This window comes from Streptomyces sp. NPDC047072 (genome assembly GCF_040643855.1).
Classification (GTDB): Bacteria; Actinomycetota; Actinomycetes; order Streptomycetales; family Streptomycetaceae; genus Streptomyces.
Window position 1 is genome coordinate 1 of sequence record NZ_JBEYVC010000035.1, and the last position, 15,931, is coordinate 15,931.

Annotated in this window: 10 protein-coding genes; 1 reads left to right on the forward strand and 9 read right to left on the reverse strand. The window is 74.0% G+C overall.

The genetic code is table 11. The features are described from left to right. Positions 1-3,071: FtsX-like permease family protein (locus tag ABZ896_RS17570; RefSeq protein ID WP_360929013.1), on the reverse strand; the 3,071-nt coding region annotated here is incomplete at its 3' end. Between the two features lie 163 nt (positions 3,072-3,234). After that, on the reverse strand, positions 3,235-3,648 hold the full coding sequence (locus ABZ896_RS17575; protein ID WP_360929016.1) for a globin: 414 nt from the start codon (positions 3,646-3,648) through the stop codon (positions 3,235-3,237). A 70-nt stretch (positions 3,649-3,718) separates the two neighbouring features. Here ABZ896_RS17575 and ABZ896_RS17580 point away from each other — a divergent pair, with 70 nt between their 5' ends. Beyond that, complete coding sequence (locus tag ABZ896_RS17580; RefSeq protein ID WP_360929019.1) at positions 3,719-4,702, forward strand: methyltransferase domain-containing protein; 984 nt, start codon at positions 3,719-3,721, stop codon at positions 4,700-4,702. Positions 4,703-4,731: 29 nt separating this feature from the next. On the opposite strand, the gene ABZ896_RS17585 is transcribed toward ABZ896_RS17580, so the two are convergent. The 7 genes from ABZ896_RS17585 to ABZ896_RS17615 all read right to left on the reverse strand — a co-directional run bounded on the left by ABZ896_RS17585 (position 4,732) and on the right by ABZ896_RS17615 (position 15,931). Continuing rightward, positions 4,732-6,615, reverse strand: a complete 1,884-nt coding sequence (locus ABZ896_RS17585; protein ID WP_360929021.1) for an FHA domain-containing protein — start codon at positions 6,613-6,615, stop codon at positions 4,732-4,734. 49 nt (positions 6,616-6,664) lie between these two features. After that, a complete protein-coding gene (locus ABZ896_RS17590; protein WP_360929023.1) occupies positions 6,665-8,011 on the reverse strand; it encodes a VWA domain-containing protein in 1,347 nt (448 codons plus the stop codon). A gap of 113 nt (positions 8,012-8,124) precedes the next feature. Further along, entirely contained in the window at positions 8,125-9,441 is a 1,317-nt protein-coding gene (locus ABZ896_RS17595) for a PP2C family serine/threonine-protein phosphatase (protein ID WP_360929026.1), read from the reverse strand. Beyond that, positions 9,442-12,045, reverse strand: a complete 2,604-nt coding sequence (locus ABZ896_RS17600) for a tetratricopeptide repeat protein (RefSeq protein WP_360929029.1) — start codon at positions 12,043-12,045, stop codon at positions 9,442-9,444. Continuing rightward, a complete protein-coding gene (locus tag ABZ896_RS17605) occupies positions 12,042-13,376 on the reverse strand; it encodes a hypothetical protein (RefSeq protein ID WP_360929032.1) in 1,335 nt (444 codons plus the stop codon). Before ABZ896_RS17605 ends, ABZ896_RS17600 begins: the two co-directional genes overlap by 4 nt. 51 nt (positions 13,377-13,427) lie before the next feature. Next, positions 13,428-14,486, reverse strand: coding sequence for a glutamate ABC transporter substrate-binding protein (locus tag ABZ896_RS17610; RefSeq protein WP_360929035.1), 1,059 nt, complete (start codon positions 14,484-14,486; stop codon positions 13,428-13,430). Between the two features lie 26 nt (positions 14,487-14,512). Further along, the gene (locus ABZ896_RS17615) at positions 14,513-15,931 is read right to left on the reverse strand and encodes a hypothetical protein (protein WP_360929172.1); all 1,419 of its coding nucleotides are present in this window, start codon (positions 15,929-15,931) and stop codon (positions 14,513-14,515) included.

Here is a 15,931-nt window from a genome sequence, read left to right on the forward strand (position 1 = left end):
GGGCGCGAGCTGGAGCTGACCCGCACCGAGTTCGAGCTGCTGGAGCTGCTGGTGCGCAACGCCGGCATCGTGCTCGACCACTCCAGCAGGGACCCCGCCGCGCTCACCGCGAACCCGACCGCGGCGAGGGCCGCCGCCACCCCGGCCGCCGCCGTGAACGCGGCCTCGGGCCCCGCGCCGAACGGGTCGTCGCGCAGTCGCGAGGCGATCTCGTCGCGCACCACCACCTGCGCGGGGTCCATGTCGGGCCGGGCCCGCAGCGCGGCGGCGACCTGCCCGGCGGTGCCCGGTTCCACCGTGAGCCACCACTCGGTCGGCAGCACGACGGTGTCGTGGCGGGTGTCCAACTCCCGGTTCACCGACCGCAGATCGACCAGCAGCGCACCGCCCGCGGAATCCCCGGAGGCCGTCGCGGTCGGCAGCTCCCGCACGGCCCGCACGATCCGCACCGACAGGCTCTCGCCGCCCAGCGGCACGTCCACGCTCTGTCCGACGGCGGCGCCCGCGGAGGCGAGGAACCGGTCGGTGGCGACACCGGCGAGCGTCCCGGCCGGGGGCTGCGGGACCGCCAGGCTCACGGTCAACACGCCGAAGTTCCAGGTCTCTTCGGCGGGGACGTACCCCGTGCCGTAGCCGACCACGGTCCGTCCGGACCCCGAACTCACGCGCGGCCGGGTCGGTTTGGCGTCGTCGTCCGCGAGGGACGGCTGGGTGTCGGTGTGGGAGACGGCGGTCCAGTCGGTGGACAGCGGCAGCCGCCGTACCTTCCCCCGCGTATCCGTGGCTGTCAACTCGCTCATGGTGAACCGGTGTTGCTCGGTATCGCCGTGCGGCTGCGTGGTCACCAGCTGGACACCGGTGAGGGTCAGCGGGCCCGCGGCGAGGGCGATGTCCACCGGGTGGGTGCGGCCGTCGGCCGGGAGCGGACCCGCGTCGACCCGGAACGGGATGCCGTAACGGTCCACCAGCACCAGGGTCACCTCCGCCGTCGCGCCCGGCGTGCGGGAGCCGTCCAGGCGTGCCGTCAGCCGGAGTCGGGCCGTACCCGCGGGCACCTTCGTGCCCCGTGCCGCGCCCTTCGGCGCCAGACCCGCGAGCGGCGGTCCGGCGGACAGGTCGGAGCGCAGCAGCAGCGCGTCGGCCGCGGTGGTGGTGTCCAGGGCCAGCACGGTCGCGATCCGGCTGCCGGACAACGGCAGTTCGGAGCGTACGGCGGGGGCGGCCTCCCGTACGTGGGGGACGGCCGCGTACTCCTCGGTGCGGCCCGGCCCGACGTCCCCGGCGGCCAGCACGCGCACCGGCGCCCCGGTGCGGAAGTCGGCCTGGTCGGACTGCGAACGGTCCCAGGAGGCGCCCTGGCCGATCGCCAGCACGCCCAGCGCCGTCGCGAGGACCAGCAGCAGCACCGGGCCGGCGCCGCGCAGCGGGCGGCGGGCGATCTGCCAGCCCGCGAGCGCGGCGGTCAGCCCGCGCCCGCCGGCCGCCCGGCGCTCGGCGAGCCGGGCCATCGGCGGCAGCAGCCGCAGGGTCAGGACGGTCCCGGCCAGCAGGGCGAGTGCGGGCGCCGCGACCAGCAGCGGGTCCACGCCCAGTACGCCGGACCGGTCGTCGCTCACCGCGCCGGAGGTCTGCCGGCCCAACTGCCAGTACGCGACGGCGGCCACCGCCAGCAGCCCGAGGTCCGCGCCCGACCGCACCGCGCCGGGCAGCGACCGGGCCCGCCCGCGCGCGAAGGACGACGTCAGGGCGGGCAGCGTCACCGCCAGCGCGCAGCCGAGCGCCACCGCGGCCGCCACCAGCCACACGCCCGGACGGCCGGCCCACGGCACCTCCAGGCGCAGCCCGATCCGCGCCAACGGCCCCTGTCCGGCGAGCAGTCGGGTCAGCGGGCCCGACAGCAGCGGGGCACAGGCCAGCGCGGGCAGGGCCAGCAGCAGTGCCTCCAGCGCGGCGAGGCCCGCGACCCGGGCGCGAGTGGCGCCGCGCGCCAGCAACAGGCGGCTCTCGCCGGTGCGTTCACTGCTCAGCAGGCCCGCCACCAGCAGCAGGGCGCAGCCGGCGAGCAGCACCAGCTGGAGCGCGACGATCAGCAGGGTGGAGCGGGAGACCAGCAGCGAGCGGTCGATCCGGTCCAAAACCTCCGGCAGCGAGGTGGCCGCGGTCGTCGCACCGCCCAGCGCGGACTGCTTCTTCAGTGCCGCGTTCGCGGCGACGGAGGCCCGGCGCAGGGCGTCGATACGGGTGGTCGTCGCCGTCGAGAAGTCCGCCGACGCGACCCAGCCGGACGGCCCGACGCTCACCGTCCCGTCGGCCAGCGCCGTCGGATCGGCCAGGAGGGGACCGTACGTCGTGAAGTCGAGGGTGGTGACCCCGCGGCCGCGCAACTCGTCCAGGAGCCAGTACGGATCGTCCGCGCGCACCGGCCGGTACACCCCGGTCACCACGATCCGTACGGCCGGTCCGCGCAGCCGGTCGGTGACGGTGAGCCGCGCACCCGGCGCGAGACCGAGGGAGTGGGCGGCGGCCTGCGGGAGCGCCACCTCGACGACTCTGTCGGCCGAGTCGGACGACTGCTCCGCGACCGTCCCGTCCTGCGGGTCGGGCGTCTGCCCCGCGCCGTCTCCGTCCGCCGGCCCCGGCATCCGCCCCGCGACGATCCGCACCCGGGTCGGGTCCAGCGCCGCGAACAGGGTCAGGTCCGGGTCGCCGGAGTGCCTGGCCGCCGGCTGGAGCGAACGCGGCAGCGCGTACGGTCCCGAGCGCGGCAGCGTCCGTACGGTCACCGGCAGGCCGTCGAAGGCCTGCCGCGCGGTCTCTCGTACGGCGGTGTCGGCGGCCGTGCGCCGCACCTCGGGTACGTCGGCCTTGACGACGAGGGCGGTGTCGGCGGCGTTGCGCGGGTCCTGGAGGGCATGGCGCAGGGCGGCGTCGCCGATCGCGCCCGAGTAGGCGGTGAGGGCGGCGAGGACGGCCGTGGTCAGCAGGACCGTCAGCAACGCGGCGGCCGGCAGCAGGCGATGGGCCCGCGCGCGCAGCAGGACGAACCGTGCGATGCCCCCGAACCCCGTCACCCGGCCCCCCGCCGTGTTGTCCAGACCTCCGGGCGATGCTGGCAGAGGGGCGCCGTGCGGGTAAGCGTTTGTGGACCGGGCTTGACCGGATTGTGACCGGAATCCGGCGTCCTGCGACCGGAATTCGGTATTCAGCGCACGCGCTACACGGGACGCGCGGGATCTAGTCCGGGGTGTTCACCATCGACGCGGCCGCGTACGTCAGGTAGTTCCACAACTGGGTCTCGTGCTCCTCGGACAGGCCGAGTTCGTCGACGGCGGCACGCATGTGCTTCAGCCAGGCGTCGTGGGCCGCGCGGTCGACGGTGAAGGGCGCGTGCCGCATCCGCAGCCGGGGGTGGCCGCGATGGTCGCTGTACGTCGTCGGGCCGCCCCAGTACTGGATCAGGAAGAGCACCAGGCGCTCCTCGGCAGGCCCCAGGTCCTCCTCGGGATACATCGGCCGCAGGAGCGGGTCCTCCGCGACCCCCTCGTAGAACCGGTGGACGAGGCGGCGGAAGGTCTCCTCCCCGCCGACCTGCTCGTAGAAGGTCTGCGTCTGAAGCGTGCCGCGCCGAATCTCTTTCACGTACCCCATGGTCTCAGACGGCCCGGCCCAGGACTCAAGGCTTAGGACCTCTCCCGCGCCCAGGGTGCACAGTGGACGTATGGGCGTGCACGCTCTCGGCAAGGAGCTCGCCGGCGTCGCCGACGCGGCGCGGGCGGCGTTGGTGCGGGAGATCGACGCGGGTGGGGCCTGGGACGCCGACCCGGTGTGGCGGGAGGTGTTCGCGGCGGTGCCGCGGCACCTGTTCGTGCCGTACTACTACGTCGGCGTCCTGGGCGGATACGAGCGCAGATGGGGCGAGCACCCCGATCCGGCGGCGCGCGAGCGCTGGGTGCGCGGGGCCTACGCCGACGCCCCGCTCGCCACCCGGCTGCGCGACGGCGAACTGCTCTCCTCCAGCAGCCAGCCCTCCCTCATGGCGATGATGCTCGCCGAACTGCGGGTCGAGGACGGCCACAGGGTCCTTGAGATCGGTGCCGGTACGGGATACAACGCGGCGCTGCTCGCGCACCGGCTCGGCGACGACCTGGTCACCACCGTCGACCTGGAGCCCGAGATCACCGAGTCGGCCCGACGGCACCTGGCGGCGGCCGGGTACCACCCCACCGTCGTCACCGGCGACGGCGCCCGCGGGGTGCCCGAACGAGCCCCCTTCGACCGGATCATCGCGACCTGCGCCCTGCCGTCGGTACCGCGCGCCTGGCTCGCCCAGTGCCGCCCCGGCGCCCGCGTCCTGACGCCGCTCGCCAACGGTCTGATCAGCCTCACGGTGGACGACCACGGCCGCGCGGAGGGCCGCTTCCTGCCCACCCCGGCCTACTTCGTCCCCCTGCGCGGCACGGCCCTGCCCCCGGCCCAGCCCCGCCAACTCGGCGGAATCCCGCGCCGGGCCCGGGAGAACGAACTCTTCCGTTTCCTGCTGTCGCTGACACACGGCAGCCTGGAGCCGCAGGAGGCGTACGCGCTGTGGGAGCGGGAGGGGCAGCCTCGCAGGGAGCGCTACGGCATCACGCTCGCCGGCGAGAGCGAGTGGGCGTGGCTGGACAGCCCGGAGGGACCGTACATCTGGTCACTCCGGGACTGAACGCCTCGAACCAGCCGTGAACTACGGGCCTAGCCGCGCCGGATCGTGATCGTCGTCCACGCACCCACGTGCACCCGGTCCCCGTCCTGCAACGGCACCGGTACGAACGGCGTGATCGGCTCCTCCGCGCCGTTCACCGTCGTCCCGTTGGTGGAGTTCTGGTCGACGACCGCCCACGTGCCGTCCGGCTGCTGCACCAGTACCGCGTGCTGGTGCGAGACGCCCGGGTCCTCCGGCGGCACCGACAGGTCGATGTCCGGGGTGTCACCGGTGGAGTGCCTGCGGCGGCCGATGGTGACCTGGTTGCCGGTGAGCGTGCGCTGCTGCTCGGGGGAGTAGGCGGGGAGGTTGAGCCCCGCGGCCTCCGGTCCCGAGCGCTGCATCATCGCCATGAAGTACTCGCGGTCCGGGCCGATCGTCGCCGTCCAGGTCGCCGGTCCCTGCTGGAAGGGCGGGGCGGGCGGTGCCTGGGTGGAGCCGGGCTGCGGGTAGCCGTAACCGCCGGGACCGCCAGGGCCTCCGGGGCCGCCGCCGGGACCGCCGGGGGCGGTGGAGGACGGCGGGGAGATCACCCAGTCGTCGTTGCCGCCGCCGAAGGGCGGGCCGCCCGGCTGCGGACGGTTCGTCTCCTGCGGGAAGGCGGGCGGGGCGGACGCGCCCTGCGCCTGGAAGGCCTGCGGCGCACCGCTCGTGGCACCGGGGCCCGCGGGCGGGGTCGGGCCGGGGGGCGGCGGGACGGGACGGGAGGGGTCGCCGGGGAAACCGGAACCGGGGCCGCCGGGGCCTCCGCCGGGACCGGGACGTGAAGGGTCGCCGGGGAAACCGGAACCGGAACCAGGACCGGGGCTGGTCGCGCCGGGTCCGGGCCGGGACGGGTCGCCGGGGAAGCCGCCCGGTCCGCCGGGGCCGCCGGGTCCGGGACGCGAGGGGTCACCCGGGAAACCGGAGGGTCCGGGGCCGCCAGGTGCGCTGGAGCCGGGCTGCGGGTAGCCGTAGCCGCCGGGTCCGCCAGGGCCGCCGCCGGGACCGCCGGGGCCGGGACGTGAGGGGTCGCCGGGGAAACCGGAACCAGGACCGGGGCTGGTCGCGCCAGGGCCGGGTCGGGACGGGTCGCCGGGGAAACCGGAACCTGGGCCGCCCGCGCCGGGACGTCCGGGGTCGCCGGGGAAGCCCTGCGGGCCCCCGGGACCGCCACCGGGCCCACCGGAGCCGCCGCCCGGACCACCCGGCCCGGGACGCGAGGGATCACCGGGGAAACCGGAACCGGGGCCGGGGCCACCGGAGCCGGGCTGCGGGTAGCCGTAACCGCCGGGACCGCCAGGGCCACCGGGGCCGCCGCCGGGTCCACCCGGACCGGGACGCGACGGGTCACCGGGGAAACCAGGAGGGCCACCGGCACCCGGGCCGCCAGGCCCGCCCGGACCCGACCGCCCCGACTGCTCCGAGCCGAAGGGGATCGGTTCCGCGGGGCGGTTCACCTGGGACGGACGCGAGCCCTGGTACTCGTACGAGTCACCGCCGCCCCCGAAGGACGGCCCGGGCCCCGACTGCTGCTGGAAGTGCGAGGGCGGACCCGCGGAACCGGCCGACGGGCGCGGGGCCGCCGGGGTGTACGAGGTCGCCGTGTTCGTCAGGAAGTTCCACCGGCACTCCTCGCAGAACGGCGCACCGCCCTCACGGGGCGTACGGCACTGCGGGCACAGCTCCGGCTCGTGGTCCGGCACGGCGGACAGATGCGGACGTCCACCGGGCTGACCACCGGGGCTACCGGGCGGCGGCGGGAAGCCGTAGCCGCCCCCACCCGGTGCGGGCGGCGGCGGAGGGGGCGGAGGCACGGCACCGGCCATGCGGTGACCGCAGACCTCGCACCAGTCGTCGGAACCCGACTGGTGTCCGTTCGGGCAGGTCGGCATGTCGGCGCTTCCCCCTCTCGAGTCAGGGAACAAACAGGTCGTTCTTCGGTCACTTCTTTACACGAACAGTCTTTGTCGACCGTGTTTCGAGGGTCATCTCGTCGGCGGTCTCGACCTTCGGCTTCAGTCGCACAGTACCTGTCGCGGCATCGACGACGTCCACCACCTTCGAAAGCAGTTTCGCAGTATCCGCGTTCCCCGAGGCGCTCGCGAGCTGGACGGCCCGGCCCAGTTTGGCCGTCGCTCCGTCGATATCTCCCGCTTTGCGGAGGTCCAGCCCCTGCTGGATGGCCTGGGCCAGTTCGGCCTGGCCCGTGTAGTGCGCGACCTGCGGGTTGATCGACGTCGAGGCGACCATGTCGTCGGTCCACACGGCCCGTACGAGACCCTGCGCGCCGAGGTTCCCGGCGCCGCCGTCGGGCTGCGGGACGACCAGGGATACCCGGGCGGCCAGCATCTCCCGGCCCAGCTCCGCGGCCGGTACCTCGACGCAGACGTGGTAGTCACGGGACTCGTCTCCCCAGGACCCGGTGGGGTAGTCCCCGGCGCGCGGACCGGCCTCGGTGCGCCGGTCGGTGAGCTCCTCGACGGTGGGCGCGACCTGCTTGACGAACTTGATCGTCGTACCGACCGGCGTCCAGACCCGCAGCGAGACGTCCGCGACCTCCTTGCCCATGGCCGCCTCCATCATCTGCGTGAAGTCGGCGGCGAGACCGGCCGGATCGGCGACGATGTCGGCGCTGCCGAGCAGCGCGGAGGCGATCCCTGTGACTTCTTTCACTTCCCAGTCGGTGCCCACGCCCCGCGCGTCACAGGTGAAGCGGCCGGCGCAGGCGTCGAGGGCGGCCTTGAGGTCCTCCGGCGACTCGTGTTCGTTGCGGCCGTCGGTGAGCAGGATGCCGTGCCGGATGGCGACCTCGGCCGAGGAGAGCAGCCGGTCGGCGAGGCGCAGCCAGGTGCCGATGGCGGTGCCGCCGCCCGCGCTGAGCTTGCGCAGGGCCTGCTTGGCCTGCTCGCGGGTGGTGGCGTCGGCGACGGCGAGCCGGCCGCTGCCGGGGTAGACCTCCTTGGCCACGTGCGTGCCGCCGATCACCGCGAACCGCACGCCGTCGCGCAGGGTGTCGATCGCGGCGGCCGTGGCGTCGCGGGCGTTGCGCATCTTGGTCGGCGGGTAGTCCATGGAGCCGGAGCAGTCGACCATGAGCGCCACCGCCGCGTCCGGGCCCTGGCCCGCCGACCAGAGGTGCGGCGCGGCGACCGCGCTGCCGATGGTGCCGCCGCCGGTCGCGGTGACGGTGACGATCGCGTTGACCTCACGGCCGCCCTCGGGCAGGTACTCGTTCTGGTAGACGTCCATCGAGAACTGCGGCACGTTCGACTTCGAGAAATTGGCCATACCTACTCAAATCCCCCTTGAAAACCCCGTGTTCGCGGGGCGACTGTGAACGGACCGGTCCCCTCCGGTCCACCGAAGCCTTCCCCCGTGTGCGCAGCCTCAGGCTTCAGGCCTCAGGCCGATCCTGCCCCTTGCGGCGGGGCGGGGAACGGCACGACGGCCACTGTTACGTTGTCGTGGCCCCCGCCGTCCAGGGCGTGGCCGACCAGGACCCGGGCGCTGTGCAGCGGATGCGCGCCGGCGTCGAGCGGCACGGCCTCGGCCATCTCCTCGGCCGCCTCCGCGTAGTTCCACAGGCCGTCGGTGCACACCACCACCACACCAGGCCGGTCCGGCTTGAAGGAAGCGGTGTGCGGGTCGAGTTCGTAGGCGTCCGCGCCGAGCCAGCCGGTGATCGCGTGGGCGCGCTCGTCGGCGTACGCCTCCGCCTCGTTCATCAGGCCCGCGGCGACCATCTGCGCGGCCCACGAGTCGTCCTCGGTGAGCCGGGCCGGGGGTGAACTGCGGTCCGCCGGGACCCAGTAGGCGCGGCTGTCGCCGACCCAGCCCACCACGAGGAGGCTGGAGGTGACGACCGCGCCGACGAAGGTGCAGGCGGGGGCGTTCTGGTGCGGGGCGTGCTCGCGGGCCGTGGCGGGCTCCCGGGCGAGCGCGTTGACCGCGTGGGAGGCGGCGACGATCGCGTCCTGCATGGCCTGCTGGGGGTGGACGCCCTGCGGCAGGGCGGCCAGCAGCGCGTCCGCGGCGGCCCGGGAGGCGGCCATGGAGGCGGCGTCGGGGCGGGTCGCGGAGGAGACGCCGTCGCAGACGACCGCCACCGGCGCGCAGGTGCCGTCCGGCAGCAGGGCGTTGCCCAGGGCGAAGGCGTCCTCGTTGCGGTGGTGGCGCAGCCCGCGGTCGCTGACGGCGGCGATCGGGCCCGCCTCCTGCTCCATGTGGTCGCGCTCACGGGGCTGGGCGTGCCCGCAGTTCTCGCAGTAGCCGTCGTCGTCGACCCGGCCGGCCCGGCAGGCCACGCACACCTTGACTCCTTCGGGCAGGGTCGCGTGGTCCGGGACCACCCGCGGGTCCGGGGCCTGCAACAGATACGCGTCGGGCTCCGAGGGGCGGTCGAAGCGCACCCCGGAGGCGGGGGAGACCGGGGAGCCGGTGACCGGCCCGGACGGCGGCGGCTGCTGGCCGCCGGAGTCGGCGCCGTGCAGGTCGGTGGGCAGGTGGACCTCCGCGGGGTGGTGGGAGACCTCCGGCCAGGGGGCGCCGGGCGGCGGGGTCCGGCCGTTCATGACGATGGTCGGGTTGTCGTCCGGCCGTGGCGGTACGGCGGACAGGTCGTATCCGCACGCGCCGCAGAAACGGTCGCCCGACTCGAGCGGTTCCTCGCAGCTCGGACACCTCGACAACGAGGTCTGCTGGGGCATCTGCGACATCAACTACACCCACGTCCGGGGGCGGTAACGGTTGGCTCGTTCCACCAGGTCGATCCTCTCCTCGCCGCCCGACGCGAGCCGGGCCAGCGTGCGGTACGAGCGCTCCAGGCCGAACCGCAGTCCCCGCTCGTCCAGTCCGCTGCCGAGCAGCACCCGGGTCCCGGCGGCGGGGGCGACGGAACCCTGGCTACCGGAGAGTATCCAGTCCAGGGCCGCGCCCAGCACCTCCGCCGACAACTGCTCGCGGCGCGCGGGGTCCAGGCCGTACGCCTCCAGCGCCTCCACCTGGCCCGCGGCGGCGGTCAGGTCGTCCAGGAAGGGTACGTCGCCGGCGGTCGCGGTACGGCCGCGCAGCCGGGCCCGGACGGCGGCGACCCGGGCGGCGGTGTAGTGGATCGAGGACTCCGGCACGGACTCCAGCGTCTGCACGGCGCTACGGCGGTCCCCGGTGGCCAGTTGCACGCGCGCGAGGCCGAACGCGGCGCTCACATAGCTCGGGTCGGTCGACCAGACCAGGCGGTAGTACTCGGCGGCGTTGTCGAGCTGGCCGAGGACCTCCGCGCACAGGCCGAGGGCCAGCTTGGGGGCGGGCTCGCCGGGGAAGGCGTCGTAGATCGCGTCGAAGGCGAGGGCGGCGGCCTCGTGGTCGCCGGTGACGAGGGCGGCGACACCGCGGTACCAGACCACCCGCCAGTCGTCCGGCCGCTCCTCCTCCAGCGTCAGCAGGGCCTGGTGCGCGGTGTCGGCGTCGCCGTTCTCCAGCCAGGCGCGGATCTGCCGGAGCCGGGTCTCGGTCGACGCGGCGGGCGCGGCGGCGAGGGCGCCGAGCAGCTCCGAGGGCGCGGTGGTCATGAGCCCGGCGAGGAACCCGGCGTTGGGGTCGGACGAGTCGATGTGCGGCACCGGAAGAGCGAGCGAGGCGGCGCCGGCGTCGACGGCCTTGACGAGACCGGGCGCCCCGAAGCCGTTGACGGCTCCGCCGCCGGCAGAGAGGTGAGCGGCGGAGGACACGGCCGAGGAGGCAGCGGAGGCGGACAAGGCGGCCGAGGAGGAAGCGGCGCCGGAGAGCGGACCCGTGGCACCCGGTCCGGACGCCGGGGTCCTGCGTCCCCACCGGCCCGGTGGAGCCACCCGCGCGCCCAGCCGCGACACCTCACCCTCCAGCTTCGAGAACAACCCCGTGTCCGTGACGCGCAGTTCGGGGCCGAACAGGGTTGACAGGCTCGGGCGGGCGCGGCCGGTCTGCAGGGAGACGACCTCGCGCAGGACGCCCGTCAGCTGCTCGCTCATCTCCTGCGCGGAGGCGAAGCGGCGGGCCGGGTCGGGGTCGGTGGCGCGGACCAGGAGCCGGTAGAAGGACTCGTACTGCCGGAAGACCTCGATGTGGTCGGGGTCGGGCAGCGAGTCCACGAAGACGTTGGTGTAGCCCTGGAAATCCAGGGTGAGCACGGCGAGCGTCCGGCCGACCGTGTAGAGGTCGGAGGCGACCGACGGACCGACGTCGGCGACCTCGGGCGCCTGGTAGCCGACCGTGCCGTAGATGGCCGACTCCTCGTCGTCCATCCTGCGCACCGCGCCCATGTCGATCAGCTTGAGCTGGTCCTCGGTCTGGATGGCGTTGTCGACCTTGAAGTCGCAGTACAGCAGGTTGCGGCTGTGCAGGTGCCCGAGCGCCTCCAGCGCCTCGATGCCGTACGCGCACGCCTGCTCGACCGGCAGCGGATCCCGCTTCCCACCCGGCGTACGGCGCTCGTTGGCGATCTCCTTGAGCGACTTGCCGCCGACGTACTCCATGACGATGTACCCGTCCAGCGAGCCGGTGCGCTGGTCGAGGTGTTCCACGAAGTTGTAGATCCGCACGATGTTGGCGTGCTCGATCTCCGCGAGGAAGCGCCGCTCGGAGATCGCCGCGGCCATCGCGTCCTGGTCGCCGGTGTCGAGCAGGCCCTTGAGCACCACCCACCGGTCGGACACGGCCCGGTCCACGGCGAGGTAGACCCAGCCCAGACCGCCGTGCGCCAGACAGCCCACGACCTCGTACTGGCCGTGCACGATGTCGCCGGCCTTCAGCTTCGGCACGAAGGAGTACGGGTGGCCGCACTTGGTGCAGAACCCCTCCGTGCGCCCGCCGCGCTCACCGCGTGAACGACCCACCGGCGCACCGCAGTCGGAGCGCGAGCAGAACCGCTTGCGCTCAGGCACCTCGGGGTTCTCCAGGACCATCCCGCGCGGGTCGGGCCGCGGCACCCCGGGCACCTCCACCAGCCCCGCGCCGAGCCGGCCGCGGGTGCTCGAACCCGTGCCGGAGCCGGAGCTGCGCACCGACACCGACCGGCCCGTGGACTTCCCCGACAGCGAGCGCGAGAGCCGCCCCGACACCGAGCGCCGCGACTTCGACGACTGCGCGGACGTACGCGAACTGGCGCGGCTGGAGCGCGAACCGGCGCTGCCCTGCGAGTCCCTGCCGCCGGCCGTCCCCGTGGACGACGAACCGGCCGCGACCACCGGGGCGAGCCCGCAGGTGTCGCAGTACAGCTCGCCGCCGCCCATGTCCTCGTACGTGCCCTCGCAGCCCGGCCGTTGGCAGGTCCGCTGCGCCTCACTCATGACATCGACTCCCCCCTGCGGTCCTCGGGACCGCTCTGCCGCGGCACCCCGGGGGCGCCGAACAGGTCCGCGGCCGCCCGCTGGTAGCGCAGCACGGCCTGCTCGGCGACGCGCAGGTCGCAGGGCGCGCTCCACAGCATGCGGCGGGCCGCGTCGTACCGCTCGATGAGGAACGGGTCCTCCGCGAGGCCGTGCCGGGCGACCTTCGCCTTGTACGCGTCGAGGCGGCCGCGCAGTTCGGCGCGGACCGCGAGCGGCGCGGTGACCGCGGTCAACGACTCGCGGGCGCGCAGCAGTTCGTCCTCCGCCTTCTGCTCCAGGGACTCAAGGAGCGGGGACAGGCGGTGCCACTGGGCGTGTCTGCGGTACTCGGCGGCCGTCGCCAACTGCTCCTGCAGCACCGTCGGCGGGCCGCTGACCACCGGCACCTCCGTGGCGGCGATCTTCGCGAGGACCTCGCCGCGCGCGGTGCGCGCCTCGGCGAGGGTGCGGTCCGCGCGCGAGAGCACGTCCCGCAGCTTCACCAGCCGCTGCTCGGCGTCCTGCCGCACCGTGAGCACGGCGTCGATCTCCCGGCGCACGTCCTCCAGGGCTCGCGCCTCACGGTCGTAGGCCGTGGTGTCGGGGCGGCCGCCGCCCGGCGCCGAACTGCCCTGCGCGGGCACCCAGAAGGCGAGCGGGTCGGAGACCACCTGCTCGCGCAGCGCGGTGAGCGTGCGCGTGATGCGCTCCAGGTCGTCGCCGGAGGGGTGTTCGCCGGGGCGGACGCCGACCGAGTGCGCGAGCCTGCGGGTGCGCTGGAGTTCGGCGGAGAGGAGGTCTATCCGCGCGGGCAGCGCCGACCAGACCGCGTCGGCGGCGACGACCATGTCCAGGCTCGTCGCGTACAGCTCGTTCATCCGGTCCACGAGCGCGGCCAGCGAGAAGTGCTCGCTCAGCTTGCCCGAACCGCCCAGCAGCGTGGGCGCGTTGGCGGTCGCGGAGGCCGAGCCGGCGACCGTCACCGCCTCGCCGCGCAGCAGTTCGGTCAGCTCCACCAGGTCCTCTCGGCTGGACCAGCGGCGCCGCGAGCGGATCTCCCGCGCGGAGCGCAGCGCGTCGGAGTACGCGTCGAAGTACGCCCACAGCAGGGTGATCGACGCGTCGGCCGCCGTCCAGCGTTCCTTCGTGACGCCGGTGAGCTCGGCACCCTCCAGGAGTCTGCGGCCCGCGTGGTCCTGCAGGGCCAGCAGTGAGGTCTCGATCGCCTCGTGCTCCGCGCCGAGCCGCGCCAGCGCACGGTCCACCTCGTCCCGGTCCATCACCGGCCCGGCGGGGTCCGTGACGCCCATCGATCACCTCTCGCTGCGAGTCGTCGTCTGTAGGTTCCGGTCGCCTGTCCGTCAGCTCTTGCGCAGGTACTGTGGTGCGGGCGGCTCCGCTGTCGAGGAGTCCTTGCCCAGTGTCGCCGACAGCCACCTGTTGTACGACGCCTGCCAGCCGTTGTCCCGGTCCGCGCGGTAGTCCACCAGGATCCGGTTGACCCGGCGTACCAGATCGTCCGCATCGCTCTTCATCGCCACGCCGTAGTACTCCGTGGTGAACGGCTTGCCCTTCAGCTGCACCGTCGGGTCCTGGGCGGCCTGGCTCGCGGCGAGGGCGCCGTCGGTGACCACCGCGTCGACCTCGCCGAGCTGGAGCCTGACCAGACAGTCGAGTTGGTTGGGGACGGTGGTTTTCAGGTCCGTGCTGCGCGCGAGGTCGCCCGCCTTCTGGTCCTCCACCAGCTTGGTGTTGGCGGTGGAGCCGGCCGCGGTGCAGATCCGCTTGCCCGCCAGGGAGTCGTCGTAGCCCGTGATCGTCGAGGACTTGGGGGCGAGGACCTGCTGGCCGGTCTTGAAGTAGGGCGCGGAGAACGCCACTTGGCCCAGCCGGGTGCAGTTGATCGTCATCGTGCGGACGACCATGTCGACCCGGCCCTCCTGGATCGCGGGGATGCGCTGGTTGGTGGGGATCGCCTTGAACTGGACCGCGTTCGGGTCGCCGAGGATGTCCTGGGCGATCCGGTGGACCAGGTCGATGTCGAAGCCCTCCAGATCGGCGTCGGCGCCGCCGTTGGGGTTGCGGTAGCCCCAGCGGTAGCTGTTCTGGTCGACGCCGACGATCAGCTTGCGCTTCTCGCCGACCCGGGCCTTGATCCTGTCGATGGTCGTGCCGTCCGCGCCCGACGGGGACAGCGTCTGCTTCTCGGGGGCCGCCTTGATCGCCGGGTTCAGGCACGGGTCGTCGTCCGCCGCCTGGTCGGCGCGGGTCAGGCCCGGTCCGGCCGTGCCGGTGCTGCCGTCGCCGCGCGACTGGGTCAGTGGCAGCAGCAGCGCGAAGGCGAGCACCAGGACGCAGACGGCCGCCATCGCCCCGACCCCGCCCCAGCCCCTCAGAGCGCCCCGCACACGTCCACGCATCGTCACTCCCCCTTTCAGAGCCTGTGTCACCGGTACTCCGACAGCCTGCGCCCGATGCCCAGCACCGCGCCGGCCGCGCCCAGGACGGCGAGGACGGCGGCGCCGACCGACAGGCCGGTCATCGCGTCCAGGCCGTCACCGGCCGCCTGCTCGAACTCGCGCTCCTCGTGCCCCAGGGCCGTGTCCAGGCTGTCGTCGACGTTGTCGAAGCACTCGCCCGTGGCGCCCTTGGCGCCTATGACCCGCTGCAGCGCCGCCTCGTAGTCGCCGTTGTCGTCCTCCTCGCGGGCGGCGGCATGGCGCTTCTTCCACTCCCGCATGCTGCTCTCGGCGACGGCGACGGGCGCCTTGCCCGCGTTGTCGTCGGCGAGCCGCGCCGCTTCGGCCAGACCCTTGTCGAGGGTCTTCATGTCCTTGCCGAAGTCGTAGTCGTAGGCGTCGTAGGTGACGTCCTCGCCCCGGGCGTTCTTCTTCGTCACCGTCTGGGCGCCGCGGGCCACCAGGGTGAGGTTCTCGTTGCCGCGGGCCTTGAGGGAGGCGATCCGGGCGTCGTGCAGGACGTTCAGCGAGCGGACGCCGTGGTCGTAGGAGTCCTCCAGGCCCGCGCGGGCGACGGTGTGGCCGACGACCAGCCACAGCAGCACCACCGTGGTGGTCGCCGTGGCGGCGACCAGGCCGTGGTTGAGGACCCGGTTGGTGCGCCGGTAGTTGCGGTGCTGGGCCCAGGCGAGCCCGGCCAGCGCGAGGACGCCGAGGCCGATCGCGGCCCACGGATAGGGCGTGGCGTCGGAGTAGTCGGCGCGCAGCCGCTGGTTCTCGCTGGTGTAGAGCTTCTCCGCGGCCGGCAGCATGTCCTGCTGCATCTTCTCGTTGGCGTAGCGCAGATAGGCGCCGCCGACCGGGAAGCCCTGGCGGTTGTACGTCCGGGCCCGCTCCACCAGGCCCTTGTACTCGGGGAGCATGCGGTTGAGGTCCGTGACGGTCTGCGCCGCGGGGGAGTCCGGGTCGGAGTTCGAGGCGGCCTTGACCAGCCCCGCGGCGGCCTTGTCGATGTCCTTCTCGTACCGGGTGCGGGACTCGGGGGTCTCCTGGCCGCCGGCGAGGAAGCCGCTGGAGGCCGCGGTGTTGGCGTCGGCGAGCGAACGGTAGATGTCGGCGGCGGCGCTGCTGAGCGGCTGGCTCTTGTTCAGCACGTCGTCCGCGGCGGCGGAGCGGTCGGCGGTCTGCCAGGCGGTGACCGCGCCGAAGAGGACCACGAGGAGCGCGAGGGCGGCGCCGATCACCCGCAGCCGGCCCGGCTCGGTGGTGGCGGCCGCGCGCAGTCGGTCGACGCCCTCCATGAAGGCCGTACGACGTTCCCCCGCGGGGTCCTCGGGGGCCGGGGCCGGAGCGGTCTCCCGCGGGGCCGGGGACGGCGCGCCCGGCTGCGGTGGTACGGCCGTCAT

Coding starts and splice junctions, on each gene's coding strand:
- ABZ896_RS17605 (WP_360929032.1), bottom strand. CDS start 13,376: ATGGGCGTCACGGACCCCGCCGGGCCGGTGATGGACCGGGACGAGGTG.
- ABZ896_RS17615 (WP_360929172.1), bottom strand. CDS start 15,931: ATGACGGCCGTACCACCGCAGCCGGGCGCGCCGTCCCCGGCCCCGCGG.
- ABZ896_RS17575 (WP_360929016.1), bottom strand. CDS start 3,648: ATGGGGTACGTGAAAGAGATTCGGCGCGGCACGCTTCAGACGCAGACC.
- ABZ896_RS17610 (WP_360929035.1), bottom strand. CDS start 14,486: ATGCGTGGACGTGTGCGGGGCGCTCTGAGGGGCTGGGGCGGGGTCGGG.
- ABZ896_RS17585 (WP_360929021.1), bottom strand. CDS start 6,615: ATGCCGACCTGCCCGAACGGACACCAGTCGGGTTCCGACGACTGGTGC.
- ABZ896_RS17580 (WP_360929019.1), top strand. CDS start 3,719: ATGGGCGTGCACGCTCTCGGCAAGGAGCTCGCCGGCGTCGCCGACGCG.
- ABZ896_RS17600 (WP_360929029.1), bottom strand. CDS start 12,045: ATGAGTGAGGCGCAGCGGACCTGCCAACGGCCGGGCTGCGAGGGCACG.
- ABZ896_RS17590 (WP_360929023.1), bottom strand. CDS start 8,011: ATGGCCAATTTCTCGAAGTCGAACGTGCCGCAGTTCTCGATGGACGTC.